The following is a 14,215-nucleotide window of genomic DNA, read 5'->3' as shown; positions in this document are numbered from 1 at the left end:
TGTTCGGCAGTGACTGCGGCTTCCGGTGCCTCCGCCTTGGTTCTATCGGTGGGCGACACGTGGTAGCACGCGGAGTCGTGACCTACTGGACCCAGAGCGTCTTCCGGTTGACGAACTCGCGGATGCCCTGCTTCGAGAGCTCGCGCCCGTAGCCGGAGGCCTTGATGCCGCCGAACGGGACGCGGGGGTCGGACTTGACGAGCTCGTTGACGAAGACGGCGCCCGTCTCGAGCTGGCGACCGACGCGTTCGCCACGGTCGCGGTCCTGCGTCCAGACGCTGGCTCCGAGACCGAACCGGGAGTCGTTCGCGAGTTCGACGGCATCGGCCTCGTCGTCGACCCGGAAGACGGTCGCGACGGGGCCGAACGTCTCCTCGCACGCCGCTGGCGCACTCCGGGGCACGTCGGTGAGGACGGTTGGCGCGTAGTAGTGGCCAGGCCGGTCGAGCGGTTCGCCCCCCAGCTCGAGCGACGCACCCGACTCGACGCTCCCTTCGACCTGTTCGTGGAGTTCGTCGACGAATTTGGCCTTCGCGAGCGGGCCGATGTCCGTCTCGTCGGCCGACGGGTCCCCGACGGTGAGCTCGGCGACGGCGCTCGTGAACCGGTCGACGAACTCGTCGTACACCTCGTCGACGACGACGAAGCGCTTGGCCGCGATGCAGGACTGGCCGGTGTTCATGAAGCGGGCGGTCACGGCCGTCTCGACGGCGGCGTCGAGGTCGGCGTCGTCGAGGACGAGGAACGGGCCGCTCCCACCGAGTTCGAGGACGGTCTTCTTGAGGTGGTAGCCGGCGGTCTCGGCAACCTTGCGGCCGGCGTACTCGCTGCCGGTGAGCGTGGCGGCCTGGACCCGGTCGTCGGCGAGGACCCGTTCGACGTCCCCGGAGCCGACCAGCAGCGTCGTGAACACGCCCTCCGGATAGCCTGCTGCCTCGAAGATCTCCTCGATGGCGAGGGCACACCCGGGGACGTTCGACGCGTGCTTGAGTAGACCGACGTTACCGGCGGTGAGGGTCGGCGCGGCGAACCGGAACACCTGCCAGAAGGGGTAGTTCCACGGCATCACGGCGAGGACGGCGCCGAGCGGCTCGTAGACGACCTTCGTGTTCGCCTCGGGGACCGTCGCGAGCCGGTCGTCGGCGAGGTGCGCCCCGGCGTGTTCGGCGTAGTACTCGCAGACCCAGGCGCACTTCTCGACCTCGCTCCGGGATTCGGTGATCGGCTTGCCCATCTCGGTCGTGATGAGCTGGGCGTACTGCTCGACGTTCTCGCGGAGGACGGTCGCGACGTCGGCGAGCAGCATCTGTCGCTCCTCGATGGGGCGGGCACGCCAGTCGTCGTACGCCGTGGTCGCCCGTTCGAGGGCGTGGTCGATGTCGTCGTCCGAGTCCGAGTCGTACTCGCGGACGGGTCGCTCTGTCGCCGGGTTCTGGCTCTGCATGTCCGACGAGTTCCGGGGACCACCAGTTAGGTGTTTCTGCGGAGGCAGTCCCCGCAGTGGAGATTCCGAAGTGGTGACGAACCGCAGCCGGCGCGGTCCGTTCCACCGTTCTGTGCGCGCAGTCTAGATTTAGAAAAACAACGCCGTGATGCCCAAAACCCCGAACGAGTCGACGTGTCAGGAAGGTCGACCAAGAATTTATAACGAATGAATGGGACAGTGGTGGTATGCCTGAAATTGACAGGCGGCGCTTACTCAAGGCAGCATCGGCGACCGGCGTTGCGGGACTCACCGGACTCGCAGGGTGTCTCGGCGGTGGTGGTGGCGGTGCGGACAGCCTCTCGATCGGGGTCGTCACAGACACCTCGGGGCCGTACGCCCACCTCGGGAACTCGGTCATCCGCGGCCTGAAGCTCGGGCTGGCGCAGTCCCTGGACGCGGACACGGGGAGCCTCGCCGACTCGGACACCGTCGAAGGGAGCGGTATCACCGTCGAGATAATCGCTGAGGACTCCGGCCTCGCGGCGGACACGGGTCGACAGAAGGCACGGAAGCTCGTCCAGAGCGACGAGGTCGACATCCTCCAGGGCAGCGTGTCGTCCTCGGTCGCGGCGGCCGTTCAGGACGTGGCGACGGACGCCAGCACACCGATGTTCGTGGACACCGCAGCCGCGACGTCGCTGACGGGCGAGAACTGCAACAAGTACACCTTCCGGACCTCCCAGACCACGTACCAGGACGCACTGGCGGGCGGCAAGTACGCGGCGGAGAACCTCGGGTCGAACTTCTACTTCATCGGGGCCGACTACTCGTGGGGACACGACTCGGTCGCCCAGTGGAAGTCCGTCATCGAGGAGAACGGTGGCTCGGCGGCAGGCGAGTCCTTCGCCTCGCCCGGCACCTCCAACTACACGCCGTACCTCCAGAGTGCAGAGGAGAGCGGCGCCGACGGCATCGTCGTGGCGCTCACGGGCACGGACGGCATCAGGTTCAGCCGCGACCTCGCCGACTTCGGGACCGACTTCGGCGTCACCGCGACCGGCGTGACGACCGTCCCGTGGATGCAGCAGGTCGGCACGGCCGCGACCGGGTTCAGCGGCATCCCGAAGTACTTCTGGACGTTCCCGGACAACTCGACGAACGACTGGATCATCGAGCAGTACGCCGACCAGTGGGACACCGTGCCGTCCATCTTCACGGCGGGTGCCCACGCCGCGGGCTACGCCATCGCACAGGGTATGCAGGCGTCGGGCTCGAACGACGCGGACCCGCTCATCGAGGAGTGGCACGGCATGACCATCGAGAAGACCGCGCGGGGCGACGGCTCCTACACCATCCGCGAGTGTGACCACCAGGCGGAGTTCCCGATGTACCTCGGGCACTTCGAGGAGACCTCCGGCGGCTCGATGGACGTCGAACCCGTCCTCGACGACACCTTCGAGGCCCAGTCGAGCATCCGCCCCTGCGGCGAGACCGGGTGTTCGGGCATCGAGCTGTGAGTCCAATGACGCCGCTGTCCGTGGGTCTCGGCGACCTCGCGACAACGTTCGTCAACGGCGTTTCGTACGGGATGATCCTCGTACTGGTCGCCCTCGGCCTGTCGCTCGTGTTCGGCCTGATGGGCGTGCTCAACTTCGCCCACGGGGCGCTGTTCATGCTCGGTGGCTACATCGGGCTCGCGGTGATGAAGCTCGTCGGCGGCGGTCTCGAGGGGTTCGTGCTCGCGCTCGTTGTCGCCCCGGTGGTCGTGGCGGCCATCGGTGCCGGCCTCGAGCGGACGGTGTACAAACCGCTGTACGAGACCGAGCCGATCTACCAGCTGTTGCTGACCTTCGGACTCGCGGTCGTCATCGAGGAGGCGGTGAAGTACATCTGGGGGGCGGCACCGCCAGGTGTGCCACAGCGTCCGGCGGTGTTCGACGGCGCGGTGGTCTTCATGGGCATCAGCCTGCCCTACTACCGGCTGTTCACCATCCTGCTCGGCGTCGCCGTCGTCGCGGGAACGGCACTGTTCCTCTCCCGCACCCGGTTCGGCCTCATCGTCCGGGCGGGGGTCTACAACACGGACCGGACGGCGACACTCGGGTTGAACGTGGAACGCGCGTTCACCGCCGTGTTCGGTCTCGGTGCGTTCATCGCCGCGCTCGGCGGCGTCGTGTACATCTACCGGGCCATCGAACCGAGCGTGGGCGCGTCGATCATCCTGCCGGCGTTCATCGTCGTCATCGTCGGTGGGCTCGGCTCCTTCTGGGGGTCGGTCATCGCCGGGCTGCTCATCGGCATCATCTGGCAGTTCGCGGCGGTGTACGCCCCGGTGCCGGCAGGGACGGTCATCTTCCTCGTGATGATCGCCGTCCTCCTGCTCCGGCCGCAGGGCCTCCTCGGTGAGGCGGAGGTGGAGGTGTGAGCTACTTCGAGCGCTCGAACGAGCTGTTCGAGTCCGTCCGCACGCAGTCAGTCGGGATGGTGGTGCTCGCGGTCGTCGCCGTGTTCCCGTTCGTGGCGAACGCCATCGGCGGGCTTCCGTTCATCACGAGCATCGCCATCGAGATGATGATCTTCGCGGTGTTCGCGATGAGCTTCAACCTGCTCGTCGGCTACACCGGCTACGTCAGCTTCGGCCACACGGTGTTCCTGGGGTCCGGAGCGTACATGACGGCCATCCTGATGAAGAAGTTCAGCGTCCCGTTCATCGCGGCAGCGCCTGCCGCGGTGGTCGGAACCGCTCTGTTCGCCCTGGTGGTGGGCGCCATCGCCTTCCGGCGCTCGGGCGTCTACTTCGCGATGATCACGCTGGGCGTCGCCCAGGTGTTCTACACGCTCTTCCAGAGCTGGAACTACGTGGGCGGCGACACCGGCATCATCATCGACCCACCGGTGGTGTTCGGGTACGAGTTCAACCCGTTCGAGCCGATGGGCTACTACTACCTCGCGCTGGTGACCGTCGTGGGCACCTACCTGCTCACCCGCTACGTGGTCCGGTCGCCGTTCGGCCACGTGCTGCAGGCCATCCGCGAGAACGAGGAGCGCGCCCGTGCCGTCGGCTACCGGGTCCGGGCGTTCAAGCTCGCGGTCTTCTCGCTGTCGGGGGCACTCGCGGCCGTCTCCGGCGCGCTCTACGCCGCGTACTTCACCCAGGTCGCACCGGGGAGCACGCTCTACTGGACGACCACCGGGGACGGCCTGTTCATGATACTCATCGGCGGGATGGGGACCCTGATCGGGCCGATCATCGGCTCCGTGTTCGTCATCGGGACCCAGTACACGCTGTCGACGTACCTCGTGGACGTCATCCCCGAGGGGGCGCCGGCGCTCATCGCACGGCTCCCCGAACGGTGGCCACTCCTGCTGGGGCTGCTGTTCATGCTGACGGTGCTGCGGTTCCGGAGCGGCATCGCCGGTGGGCTGGGCTTCTCACGGATCCGGTCCATCGAGGGCGTCCTCGACCGGAGCGACGGACGTTCGGACCCGACCGACTCGACCGTGAAGAGCGATGGAGGTGAGGAACGATGAGCAACGACCCGATCGTCCGCTGTACAGACCTCAGAAAGGACTTCGCGGCCGTCACGGCGGTCGACGACCTGACGTTCGACATCCACGACGAGTTCACGAGCGTCATCGGCCCGAACGGTGCCGGCAAGACGACCACGTTCAACCTGCTCGCAGGGGAGCTGTCCCCGACGGCAGGGCGCATCGAGCTCAATGGGACCGACGTGACGGGGGAGGGCCCGGAGACCCGGGTCCACCACGGCCTCTCGCGGACGTACCAGATCACGAACCTCTTCGACGAGCTCCCGGCGTTCGAGAACGTGCGCCTCGCGGTGCAGGCCGTGAGCGACGTTCCCTACGCGAACGTCTTCTCCGACGCGCTCTCCGACCGGGAGATGAACCGGCGGACGACGGAGATACTGGACCTCGTGGGGTTCGAGGAGGACCGGACGACGGCCGCCGAGAACCTCTCGCAGGGGTACAAGCGGCTGCTCGAGATCGCCATCGCGCTCGCCCCCGAGCCGGACATCCTGCTGCTCGACGAGCCGACGGCGGGGCTGGCGGTCGACAAGAAGGAGCTCGTCTTCGACGTCGTCGGCGACCTCGCCGACGAGTACGCCGTCCTGCTCATCGAGCACAAGCTCGACGTCGTCAAGGACATGTCGGACAGGCTCGTCGTGATGCACAACGGGCAGCTGCTCGCCTCCGGCCCGCCAGAGGAGACGCTGTCCGACCCGAGGGTCCAGGAGGCGTACCTCCGGGGGGTGACCTCGTGATGCCCGACGACGCACTGCTCCAGCTCGACGGCGTGCACGCCTACTACGGGGACCACCACGTCCTCGACGGCATCACGTTCGACGTCGACACGGACGAGGTCGTCGCCTACCTCGGTCGCAACGGCACCGGGAAGACGACGACGTACAAGCTCATCAGCGGGCTCCTCGAGCCTCGAGAGGGGACGATCACGTACAAGGACGAGGTCATCAACGGCCAGCCGCCACACGAAATCGGTCGGAAGGGCGTCTCCTTCGTCACTGCCGACGAGAAGGTGTTCCCCCATCTCACCGTGCGGGAGAACATCCGGCTGCCGACGCTCGAACGCGACGCAGAGCCGGACTTCGAGTACCTGTACGAGCTGTTCCCGGACCTGCAGGAGTACGAGCACTCCCGCGCCGCGAACCTCTCCGGTGGCCAGCAGCAGATGGTTGCCATCGCACAGGCGCTCGCGGCCGACCCGGACCTGCTCCTGCTCGACGAGCCGGTGCAGGGGCTCGCGGTGCAGTTCGTCGAGATGGTGTCGTCGCTGCTCGACCGGCTGACGTCCGAGCAGGACCTCGCCGTGATGATAATCGAGCACGACATCGACCTGGCACTGGCGGTCGCCGACAGGGTGCTGGTCCTCGACGAGGGCCAGATCGTCTGGCAGGGGACGAGCGACGAACTGGCGGCGAACGACGAGATCATCGACCGGTACATCGGTGTGCAGGGGTTCGCCTGACCGGGGCGACCCCCGACAGCACGACAGCGGTCCGGTCACACAACCAATGGAGGCAAGACACATGAGACGAGACGGAACACGAACGGCCCGCCCGGAGCAGGGTGAGACGGATGCCGAGTAGCTACGACGCGCTGTTCGAGCCGATCGAGCTCGGTCCGGTGGAGATACCGAACCGCGTCTACCAGCCACCCCACGGCAACGCCTACGGTCTCGGTGACCAGCAGACGGCGTTCCGTGCCGAGAAGGCAAAGGGCGGGTTCGGGCTCATCATCCAGGAGTACAGCCAGATACACGAGTCGACCGACGTCACGCCCGTCGACCCGGGGTTCCTCCACACGGACGAGACCATCGAACCCCAGCGCGAGATGGTGGAGGCGGTCCACGACCAGGGCTCGAAGCTGTTCGTCGAGCTCTGGCACGGTGGGCTCACCGCGTCGAACTACGACAGCCGCCACCCGCCGCTGTCGTCCTCGCAGACCCCCAGCGGCAACTACTACACGCCGAAGGAGATGGAACACGAGGACATCGCGGAGATCGTCGAGGCGTTCGGCACCGCCGCAGACCGCGCCCGGCGGGCCGGCTACGACGGCGTCGAACTCCACGCCGCTCACGGCTACCTCATCTCCCAGTTCCTCTCCCCGTTCTACAACGACCGCGACGACGAGTACGGCGGCTCGCTGGAGAACCGGATGCGCTTCTTCGAGGAGGTCATCGAGCGCGTCGACGACGCCATCAGCGACGACATGGCGTTCGGCGCCCGCTTCACCATCGACGAGCGCGTCGAGGGCGGGCTGCGTGCCGACGGCGAGGGCCTGGAGATCGTCGAGCGAATCGGCGACGACATGGACTTCTGGGACCTCGACATCGGCGTCAAGCAGTCCATCGACGACATGATCGGGCCGAGCCGCCGCCACGAGAAGAACTACCAGATGGAGTTCATCGAGGAGGCCACCGAGGTCCTCGACGTGCCCGTCGGCGGGACCGGGCGCATCACCGACCCCCGGGACGCGGAGCGGTTGCTCGAGAGCGGGAAGATCGACATGGTCGGGATGGCGAGACAGTCCATCGCGGACCCGCACTGGCCGAAGAAGGCCAGAGAGGGCCGCGTCGACGAGATCCGCGAGTGCATCGGCTGCAACATCTGCGTCTCGCAGTCCCGGCAGGGCATCCCGCTCATCTGCACGCAGAACCCGACCGTCGGCGAGGAGCAGCGCTGGGCACCCGAGGAGTACGACGAGGCCGAGGAACCGAAGGGCGTCCTCGTCGTCGGCGGCGGGCCGGCCGGAACCGAGTTCGCGCGGGTCGCCGCCGAGCGCGGCCACTGGGTCCACCTCAACGAGAAGGAGCGCGAGCTCGGCGGCCGGGTCAACTTCGAGGGGAGCCTCCCGGGCCTGGGCGAGTGGAAGCGCGTCCGCGACTGGCGCGAGACGGAGCTCGACCGGCTCGACGTCGCCGTCCACACGGGCAGCCGTGCGGAGATGGACTACGACGACGTCAGAACGTACGGCGCGGAGATCGTCGTCATCGCGACGGGTGGTCACTGGTCCGAGAAGGGGGTCACCTCGGGCACCCACCAGCCGGTCCCGGGCTGGGACCAGGACCACGTCCTGACCCCCGAGGAGGCGGTGAACGCGGACCTCTCGGACGAACGTGTCGTCATCTTCGACGAGGAGGGTTACAACGTCAGCGCCGGCGTCGCGCAGACGCTGGCCGACGACAACGACCTCACCTTCGTGACGCCGCGGACGAGCGCGTTCCAGGAGACGCTCCACACGTTCGAGCGCAAGACCATCTACTCGGACCTGTACTCGGCCGGCGTCGAGTTCGTCCCCGACCACGCCCTCACGGGGATCGACGCGGACACCGTCTCCGCGAAGAACGTCTACTCCGGCGAGTCGTCGACGTTCGACGCCGACTACGTCGTGTTCACCACGATGCGGAAGTCGAACGACGACCTCTACCGCGAGCTGAAGGCCGACGAGGAGACGCTCACGGCGGAGACCGAGATCGAGGAGATACACGCGATCGGCGACTGCGTCTCCCCCCGGCGCATCGCCGACGCGGTCTATCACGGACACGAACTCGGGCGGCAGACGTAGGGGACGGTAACCGCCGGCTAGTTCACACCACCGGTGTTCGAGAGTCCCCCATCGACCACCAGCGAGGAGCCGGTGACGAACTCAGACAGCTCGCTGGCGAGGTAGACGGCGGCGTTGCCGACGTCGTCAGGAGCGCCGAACTGCTGGAGGGGGATGGACTCCCGGTAGTCGTCCGCCCGGTCGCTGCCGACGATGGAGATGTCCTCCGAGATCATCTTCGTCTCGATCGGACCGGGATGGATGGCGTTGACTCGGATGCCCTGCGGCCCGAGCTCCGCTGCCAGGGAGTAGGTGAGCAGCCGGATCGCACCCTTCGACGCACAGTAGATGCTGTTCTCGCTGCCGCCGACCAGTCCAGCCATGCTCGAGATGTTGATGATGGAGCCACCGTCGCCGTCCAGCATCGCCTCGGCGGCGGCCTTCGAACCGAGGAAGGTCCCCTTGACGTTGACGTCCATCACGAGGTCGAACTCGTCCTCGGTGAGCTCGGTCACCGGTCCACTCCGGAGAATACCTGCATTGTTGACCATTATATCGAGTCCGCCGAGGTCCGCCGCGCGTTCGACTGCCGACACGAGGTCCGCCCACCGGGTCACGTCGCAGTCGACGAACACCGCTCGGGCGTCCGTCTCGGCGGTGATCCGCTCGTGGGTCGGGACGCCGCCTTCGCGAGGGTCCTCGCGGATGTCCGCGACGACGACGTCGGCGCCGTATTCGGCCAGTTTCGTCGCGATCGCTCGACCGTTCCCACTGGCAGCACCGGTGACGACCGCCGTCCTGCCATCGAGTAGTTCGGGCATAGAGTCCTGTTCAGAGAACAGGGCTATAGGGGTTTGGACGCGACAGTCGTCGATGACCGTCTGGCCGGTCGTCCGTGCAGCCGAGGACGTTACTGATTATCGAAATGAGTCTATATACCCACGTATCTCGATATAATTTATCGGGGCGTGCCGTGTATCCTCGCTGCCTCCTCCGTGGTGACCAGGAGGCGGGTCGCGACCCCGACTCAACCCGTACTCCAGACCCCACCCGCCGGCTCTCTGGCGAGGGCCGGACAGATGGCGACCGGGGCTAGTCGTCGAGGGCAGTCCGGGAAAGCACCGACTCGATGGGGTCGAGCGTCCCATCGGGCACGTCGGTCATCTCGAACCAGTCATACTCGACGACACCCTCCTTCGGGTCCGGAACGGGGTCGCCGTCGAGGGTCGCCTCGAACACCGAGTAGACGGTCGTCGTGTCCGGGCGGGTCGTGTGGTCGTAGCGACAGCGGCCGACGATGGCGCCGAGCGAGCAGCGACAGCAGATCTCCTCCCAGACCTCCCGCTCGAGCGATGCCCGGATCGTCTCTCCCGGCTCGATGCCGCCGCCGGGGAGCGTCCAGAACGAGGACCCGTCGGGGCGACGTTCCCTGACGAGGAGCACACGGCCGCGGGAGCGGACGAGGGCCTTGGCGCCGAACCGGAGGGTTCGACCCGTAAAGCGCCCCATCTCGCGCGGGGTGGGGTGGTGGACGATGTGGTCCTGGTGCGGGGGGGTCGACGGGAAGTCGGTCGATGGATGAGGTGCGTCACTCATTTTCTCCGCCAACGGGAGGGCATGGCTTTGCTATGGACGCGTTAAGCTGCGGTTCCCAGAAGATACAGACGCATTAAATCAGGCGCGACCTACGCCACGTCGCCGTCGCTGCAGAGCAGTACGTTCCCGTTAGTGTAGAGTCGGCTCCGGGACGGACTGCAGATCCGGTCCTTCGAGACCTGGCTGAGCTTCGTGGAGTTGTTCACGCCGCCGACGAGTGGCGCACCCTCGGTCTGATACCCCCGATAGACGACGAGCCCGTGTGATGCCCGGGAGTCCCGTGGGACGTCCACGAGCCCGGCGAGGTGACTGTCAGTCCGTCTGAACACGGCGGTGTACGGTGCGTCGGTGTAGACGGGTGGCAGCCGACCGCCGATCATGTTCCCGACGCTCCGCGCGCCGTCGACCTCCGATTCGGTGAACGCGTAGCGCTGCTGTTTGGACTCGAACACCGGACTGTCGAGCGTGGCGGCACCGGAGACGAGCATGATGCTCGGGTAGGAGACGACGAGGAGCAGGAGCCCGACGACGACGAGCCGCCGGTCGAGGTGGCCGACGAGGTGGCGCAGCCCGAACACCCCGAGGAACACCATCGGGACGTACATGAACGCGTACCAGCGGCCGGGGAGGAACAGGCTGACCCCGAGGATGGGGAGGGCCATCACGAAGACGGACATGACCGAGACGAGACCCACGTCGAGGAGCCGGCCGTGGGTGCGGTGGCCGTACTTGAGCACGCAGAGGGCCCCGATACCGGTCAGCAGCAGGAGGACGAGGAAGCCGTAGACGTTGATGTAGGCGATGAGCTTCACGAGCATCGAGGTGCCGGCGTCACCGGCTGTCGAGGCGACGTTCTTCGAACTGGAGACCTGGAGCAGCCCGACCTCCTGGAAGATGGTGGTCCGCAGCCGGTCCAGCATCACCTGGACGAAGGAGCCGCCCGAGTAGGGGGTCAGGCTCCAGTCGAGCGCGACGAAGCCGACGGAGAAGCCCAGGATACCCCTGACAGAGGTGGGTTCGTCGCCGGTCTCGATGGGGAGCAGTGGCATCATGACCTGGACGGCGAACGCCAGCCCGAGCACCACGATGACGACGAACGCGGACACCTGATGTGTGAGGGTGATCGCGACGACGAACAGCGAGAGCATCCCCACGTCTCGGGGACGGTACTCCTCGAGGAAGCGGACGAGGTAGGCCATGAGCGGGACGAAGAAGGCGATGCCGAGGCTCGTCGGGATGACGTGCAGCCCCCAGCGGATCACCTGCGAGCTCATCAACCAGAGGCCCATCGCGAAGAGCGCCCACCGGGGCTCGATGAACTGTCTGGCCCCGTAGTACACCATGGCTCCGGAGAGCGTGAGCGCGACACCGACCGAGAGATAGAGCGCGTTCCGGGGCGCGAGGCCGCTCACGTCGGTCACCACCGCGACGAGCAGGTGGTACAGCGGCGCGGCGATGTACTTCGACTCCATGGCGACGAGCGAGTTCTGGACCCGGATCCCGTTCACGAAGCTCATGTGCGTCCAGACGTCGATGCCGATGTAGCCGGCCACCGAGTAGAGGCCGACGAATCTGACTGCGAACGCGAACGCGAGCAGCTCGACGAGCAGTACGCCCGGTCGCAGGTCGGCCTCGTCGACGAACAGCAGCTGGAACAGCAGGACCGTCCCTGTCGCCCCGGCCACGTTCAGGAAGAGGATGGTCCGCTGCCCGAGGAGGCCCCCGAGGACGAACAGGAGACTCACAGAGAGCAGTACGACCAACTCGAGAAGCCTGGCACCGACCGTCGAGAAGGTCGGTAACGGATAGCTGTCGTACGACTCGCCGCGCGTCGAGAGGAGGTAGAGGAGCGACGCCAGCCCAAGCACGACGGGGAGGGTGGTCGCGTAGATGTGCGAGACGAGAGTCCGCATCGGGAGGAGCGCGAGCGCGAACACCAGTCCGAACAGCGCGAGAGTACGGTCGAGACGTCTCCGGTCGATCCACTTCGAGAGGCTACTTTGGCCCAATCGTCCCATCGTCCGAGACGTTGGTCAGTCGGTTGGATTACTATACGGTCTGTAAACCGGTTCGGTCACGAGGCCACCGGGGAGGACCGACGATTACTGTCGGGATAAACATCTGAACAGCAAATTTCATTCTGCATTTCCGATGGATATATCCACCCCAGTAGAATTGTGCATCCCATGCCACAGTGGAAGGCATTGAGCAGACGCAGGGCACTGGAACTGGTGGGCACATCTGTCGGTATCGGGGCTGGGGCCACGATGACCGGCGGTGCCGAACAGACGACGACCAGGCAGTACGAGACCGAGGTGAACATCGTGGATGCCGGTGCGGACCCGACCGGAAGCGAACCGATCGACGACGTCCTCGCGGAGTACAACCAGGACGATACGGCGATCTACTTCCCCGACGGGGAGTACCTCATCGACGAGCTCATCCTCTACGGCAGGTCGAACTTCGCCATGGTGGGCGACGGTGACGCGACACTGGTCCCCGGGCCGGACCACTCGACAGACGTCTGGATCGGTGGTGCAGACGTGGAGAACCTCGTCTTCGAGGGCTTCACGCTCGATCACACGGGCGACGACGTCCACCCGACGGTCGGCTTCACGGCCATCGACGACCTCGTCGTCAGGGACGTGACGAAGGTCGGCTACCACGACGGGTCGAACACTGCGTTCGGCTTCGATATCTCCGACCCGGACGGCAGCGGCCTCATCGAGAACGTCACGATGGCCGACGGGAGCATCCCCGAGGCGGTCGCGACGTACGTCGCCACGGACGGCGAACTCACGTTCAGGAACTGCCACATCGAGGGGTTCGGGAACAACGGCCTCTACGCCTCGCTCTCGAACGGCCCCGTGCACGTGGATGGCGGTATCTACCGGAACAACGACATCGCACAGGTTCGACTCGGGAGCCCCGGGAGCACGGTCAGCAACGCGATAATCGCGGTCGACGACCCGCGTCCGACCGACAAGAACATGCGTGGCATCCGGATCTCCGACGGTCCGGGGCCGGTGTACATCGACAACTGCGACATCCACATGGAGCGCGGCCCGGGTGGTGGTGGCGTCGTCAACGCCTACTCGGGCGGTTCGTTCGTGCTGCAGAACTCCCGCATCTTCGTCGGCCCGGAGTACTACGTCATCGGCTCCGACGGGACCGCGACGAGCTTCGCGATCTACGTCGACGAACCCACCGGCATCGACGACCCGGGCTCGCGGACCATCGAACGCGTCGCCATCACCGGCGGCGGGACCTACCGGGGGGCCGCGATCTTCATGCGCGACCACAACACCATCGAGGACGTGTGCATCCACCAGTCCGGACGCGAACGGAACGGACTGGTGTTCGACGACTCCGCCGACAACGCGGTGGTGAACGCGAACATCGACGTCCCCGAGCTCGCCATCACGGGCACCGGGAGCGTCGACACGAGCGACATCGGCCGGCACGGGACCTGCGCCTCCCCCAACGACGGGGAATACGACGGGGCGACCATCGCAAGCGACGGCGCGCCGCCGCTCCCGCCGGGACTGGGCTCGATGTCGTACGGCACCATGGGGACCGACGCCGACAACCCGACGTTGACCGTCTACGGCAACTTCAAGTGTCCCTACACCCGGGACTTCCTGGCCCGACACGTCGAGACGTTGCGGAGCTCGTTCGTCGACGAGGGGCTGCTCAACGTCCGCTACCGGGACGTCCCGTACGAGCCCTGGAACCCCGGCGAGCCGTACATCCTGGACGACGGCCCGAGCGGCCTCGTCTCGCAGTACGGTCTCGGCGTCTGGGACGTCGAGCCGGAGAACTACTGGTCGTTCGTCGAGTACCTGCTCGCGAACCGCGACGGCCTCGACTGGACGTCGTCCGACGCGTTGACCGGCCTGCTCCAGGACGCGGGCATCCGTAACTGGGGGAAGGTCAGCGTCTACGTCGACGAGGGCTACTACGAGGCGCCGATGCAGGAGAGCGTCGCGGCGGCCGCGGACCTCGACGTCACGTACCTCCCGCGACTGGAGCTCGCTGGCGACTCGACGGGGCCACGGAACGTCCGGGGCTCGCTCGAGTCCTGGGTCGCCGCCCGGCTGTAGCACCGAC

11 protein-coding genes are annotated in these 14,215 nt (G+C 66.6%); 7 read left to right on the top strand and 4 right to left on the bottom strand.

Annotation, left to right across the window (positions count from 1 at the left end):
• Positions 1 to 82: 82 nt before the first annotated feature.
• Positions 83 to 1,444: an NAD-dependent succinate-semialdehyde dehydrogenase gene (locus ACSG06_RS19825; protein WP_440992028.1), complete on the bottom strand. Its 1,362-nt coding sequence runs from the start codon at positions 1,442 to 1,444 to the stop codon at positions 83 to 85.
• Between the two features lie 227 nt (positions 1,445 to 1,671).
• Here ACSG06_RS19825 and ACSG06_RS19820 point away from each other — a divergent pair, with 227 nt between their 5' ends.
• The 6 genes from ACSG06_RS19820 (at position 1,672) to ACSG06_RS19795 (ending at position 8,530) form a co-directional block, all read left to right on the top strand.
• Positions 1,672 to 2,943, top strand: a complete 1,272-nt coding sequence (locus ACSG06_RS19820; RefSeq protein ID WP_440992027.1) for a substrate-binding domain-containing protein — start codon at positions 1,672 to 1,674, stop codon at positions 2,941 to 2,943.
• Between the two features lie 5 nt (positions 2,944 to 2,948).
• The gene (locus ACSG06_RS19815; RefSeq protein WP_440992026.1) at positions 2,949 to 3,851 is read left to right on the top strand and encodes a branched-chain amino acid ABC transporter permease; all 903 of its coding nucleotides are present in this window, start codon (positions 2,949 to 2,951) and stop codon (positions 3,849 to 3,851) included.
• A complete protein-coding gene (locus tag ACSG06_RS19810; protein WP_440992025.1) occupies positions 3,848 to 4,957 on the top strand; it encodes a branched-chain amino acid ABC transporter permease in 1,110 nt (369 codons plus the stop codon). Before ACSG06_RS19815 ends, ACSG06_RS19810 begins: the two co-directional genes overlap by 4 nt.
• Positions 4,954 to 5,709, top strand: a complete 756-nt coding sequence (locus tag ACSG06_RS19805; protein ID WP_440992024.1) for an ABC transporter ATP-binding protein — start codon at positions 4,954 to 4,956, stop codon at positions 5,707 to 5,709. The genes ACSG06_RS19810 and ACSG06_RS19805 overlap by 4 nt, the downstream gene beginning before the upstream one ends.
• On the top strand, positions 5,709 to 6,431 hold the full coding sequence (locus ACSG06_RS19800; protein ID WP_440992023.1) for an ABC transporter ATP-binding protein: 723 nt from the start codon (positions 5,709 to 5,711) through the stop codon (positions 6,429 to 6,431). The genes ACSG06_RS19805 and ACSG06_RS19800 overlap by 1 nt, the downstream gene beginning before the upstream one ends.
• 110 nt (positions 6,432 to 6,541) lie before the next feature.
• A complete protein-coding gene (locus tag ACSG06_RS19795; RefSeq protein ID WP_440992022.1) occupies positions 6,542 to 8,530 on the top strand; it encodes an oxidoreductase in 1,989 nt (662 codons plus the stop codon).
• A gap of 17 nt (positions 8,531 to 8,547) precedes the next feature.
• On the opposite strand, the gene ACSG06_RS19790 is transcribed toward ACSG06_RS19795, so the two are convergent.
• From ACSG06_RS19790 to ACSG06_RS19780, 3 genes are all read right to left on the bottom strand, one after another.
• Entirely contained in the window at positions 8,548 to 9,330 is a 783-nt protein-coding gene (locus tag ACSG06_RS19790) for an SDR family oxidoreductase (protein ID WP_440992021.1), read from the bottom strand.
• Positions 9,331 to 9,601: 271 nt separating this feature from the next.
• Positions 9,602 to 10,105: an NUDIX hydrolase gene (locus tag ACSG06_RS19785; protein ID WP_440992020.1), complete on the bottom strand. Its 504-nt coding sequence runs from the start codon at positions 10,103 to 10,105 to the stop codon at positions 9,602 to 9,604.
• Between the two features lie 89 nt (positions 10,106 to 10,194).
• Positions 10,195 to 12,123: a putative glycosyltransferase family protein gene (locus tag ACSG06_RS19780; RefSeq protein WP_440992019.1), complete on the bottom strand. Its 1,929-nt coding sequence runs from the start codon at positions 12,121 to 12,123 to the stop codon at positions 10,195 to 10,197.
• Positions 12,124 to 12,372: 249 nt separating this feature from the next.
• On the opposite strand from ACSG06_RS19780, the gene ACSG06_RS19775 reads away from it, so the two are divergent.
• The gene (locus tag ACSG06_RS19775) at positions 12,373 to 14,208 is read left to right on the top strand and encodes a hypothetical protein (protein WP_440992018.1); all 1,836 of its coding nucleotides are present in this window, start codon (positions 12,373 to 12,375) and stop codon (positions 14,206 to 14,208) included.
• The last annotated feature ends 7 nt before the right edge of the window (positions 14,209 to 14,215 follow it).

This window comes from Haloarchaeobius baliensis (genome assembly GCF_052060055.1).
Classification (GTDB): domain Archaea; phylum Halobacteriota; class Halobacteria; order Halobacteriales; family Natrialbaceae; genus Haloarchaeobius; species Haloarchaeobius baliensis.
The sequence above is the reverse complement of the archived record's forward strand: the minus strand, read 5'-3'. Positions and strand labels throughout refer to the sequence as shown.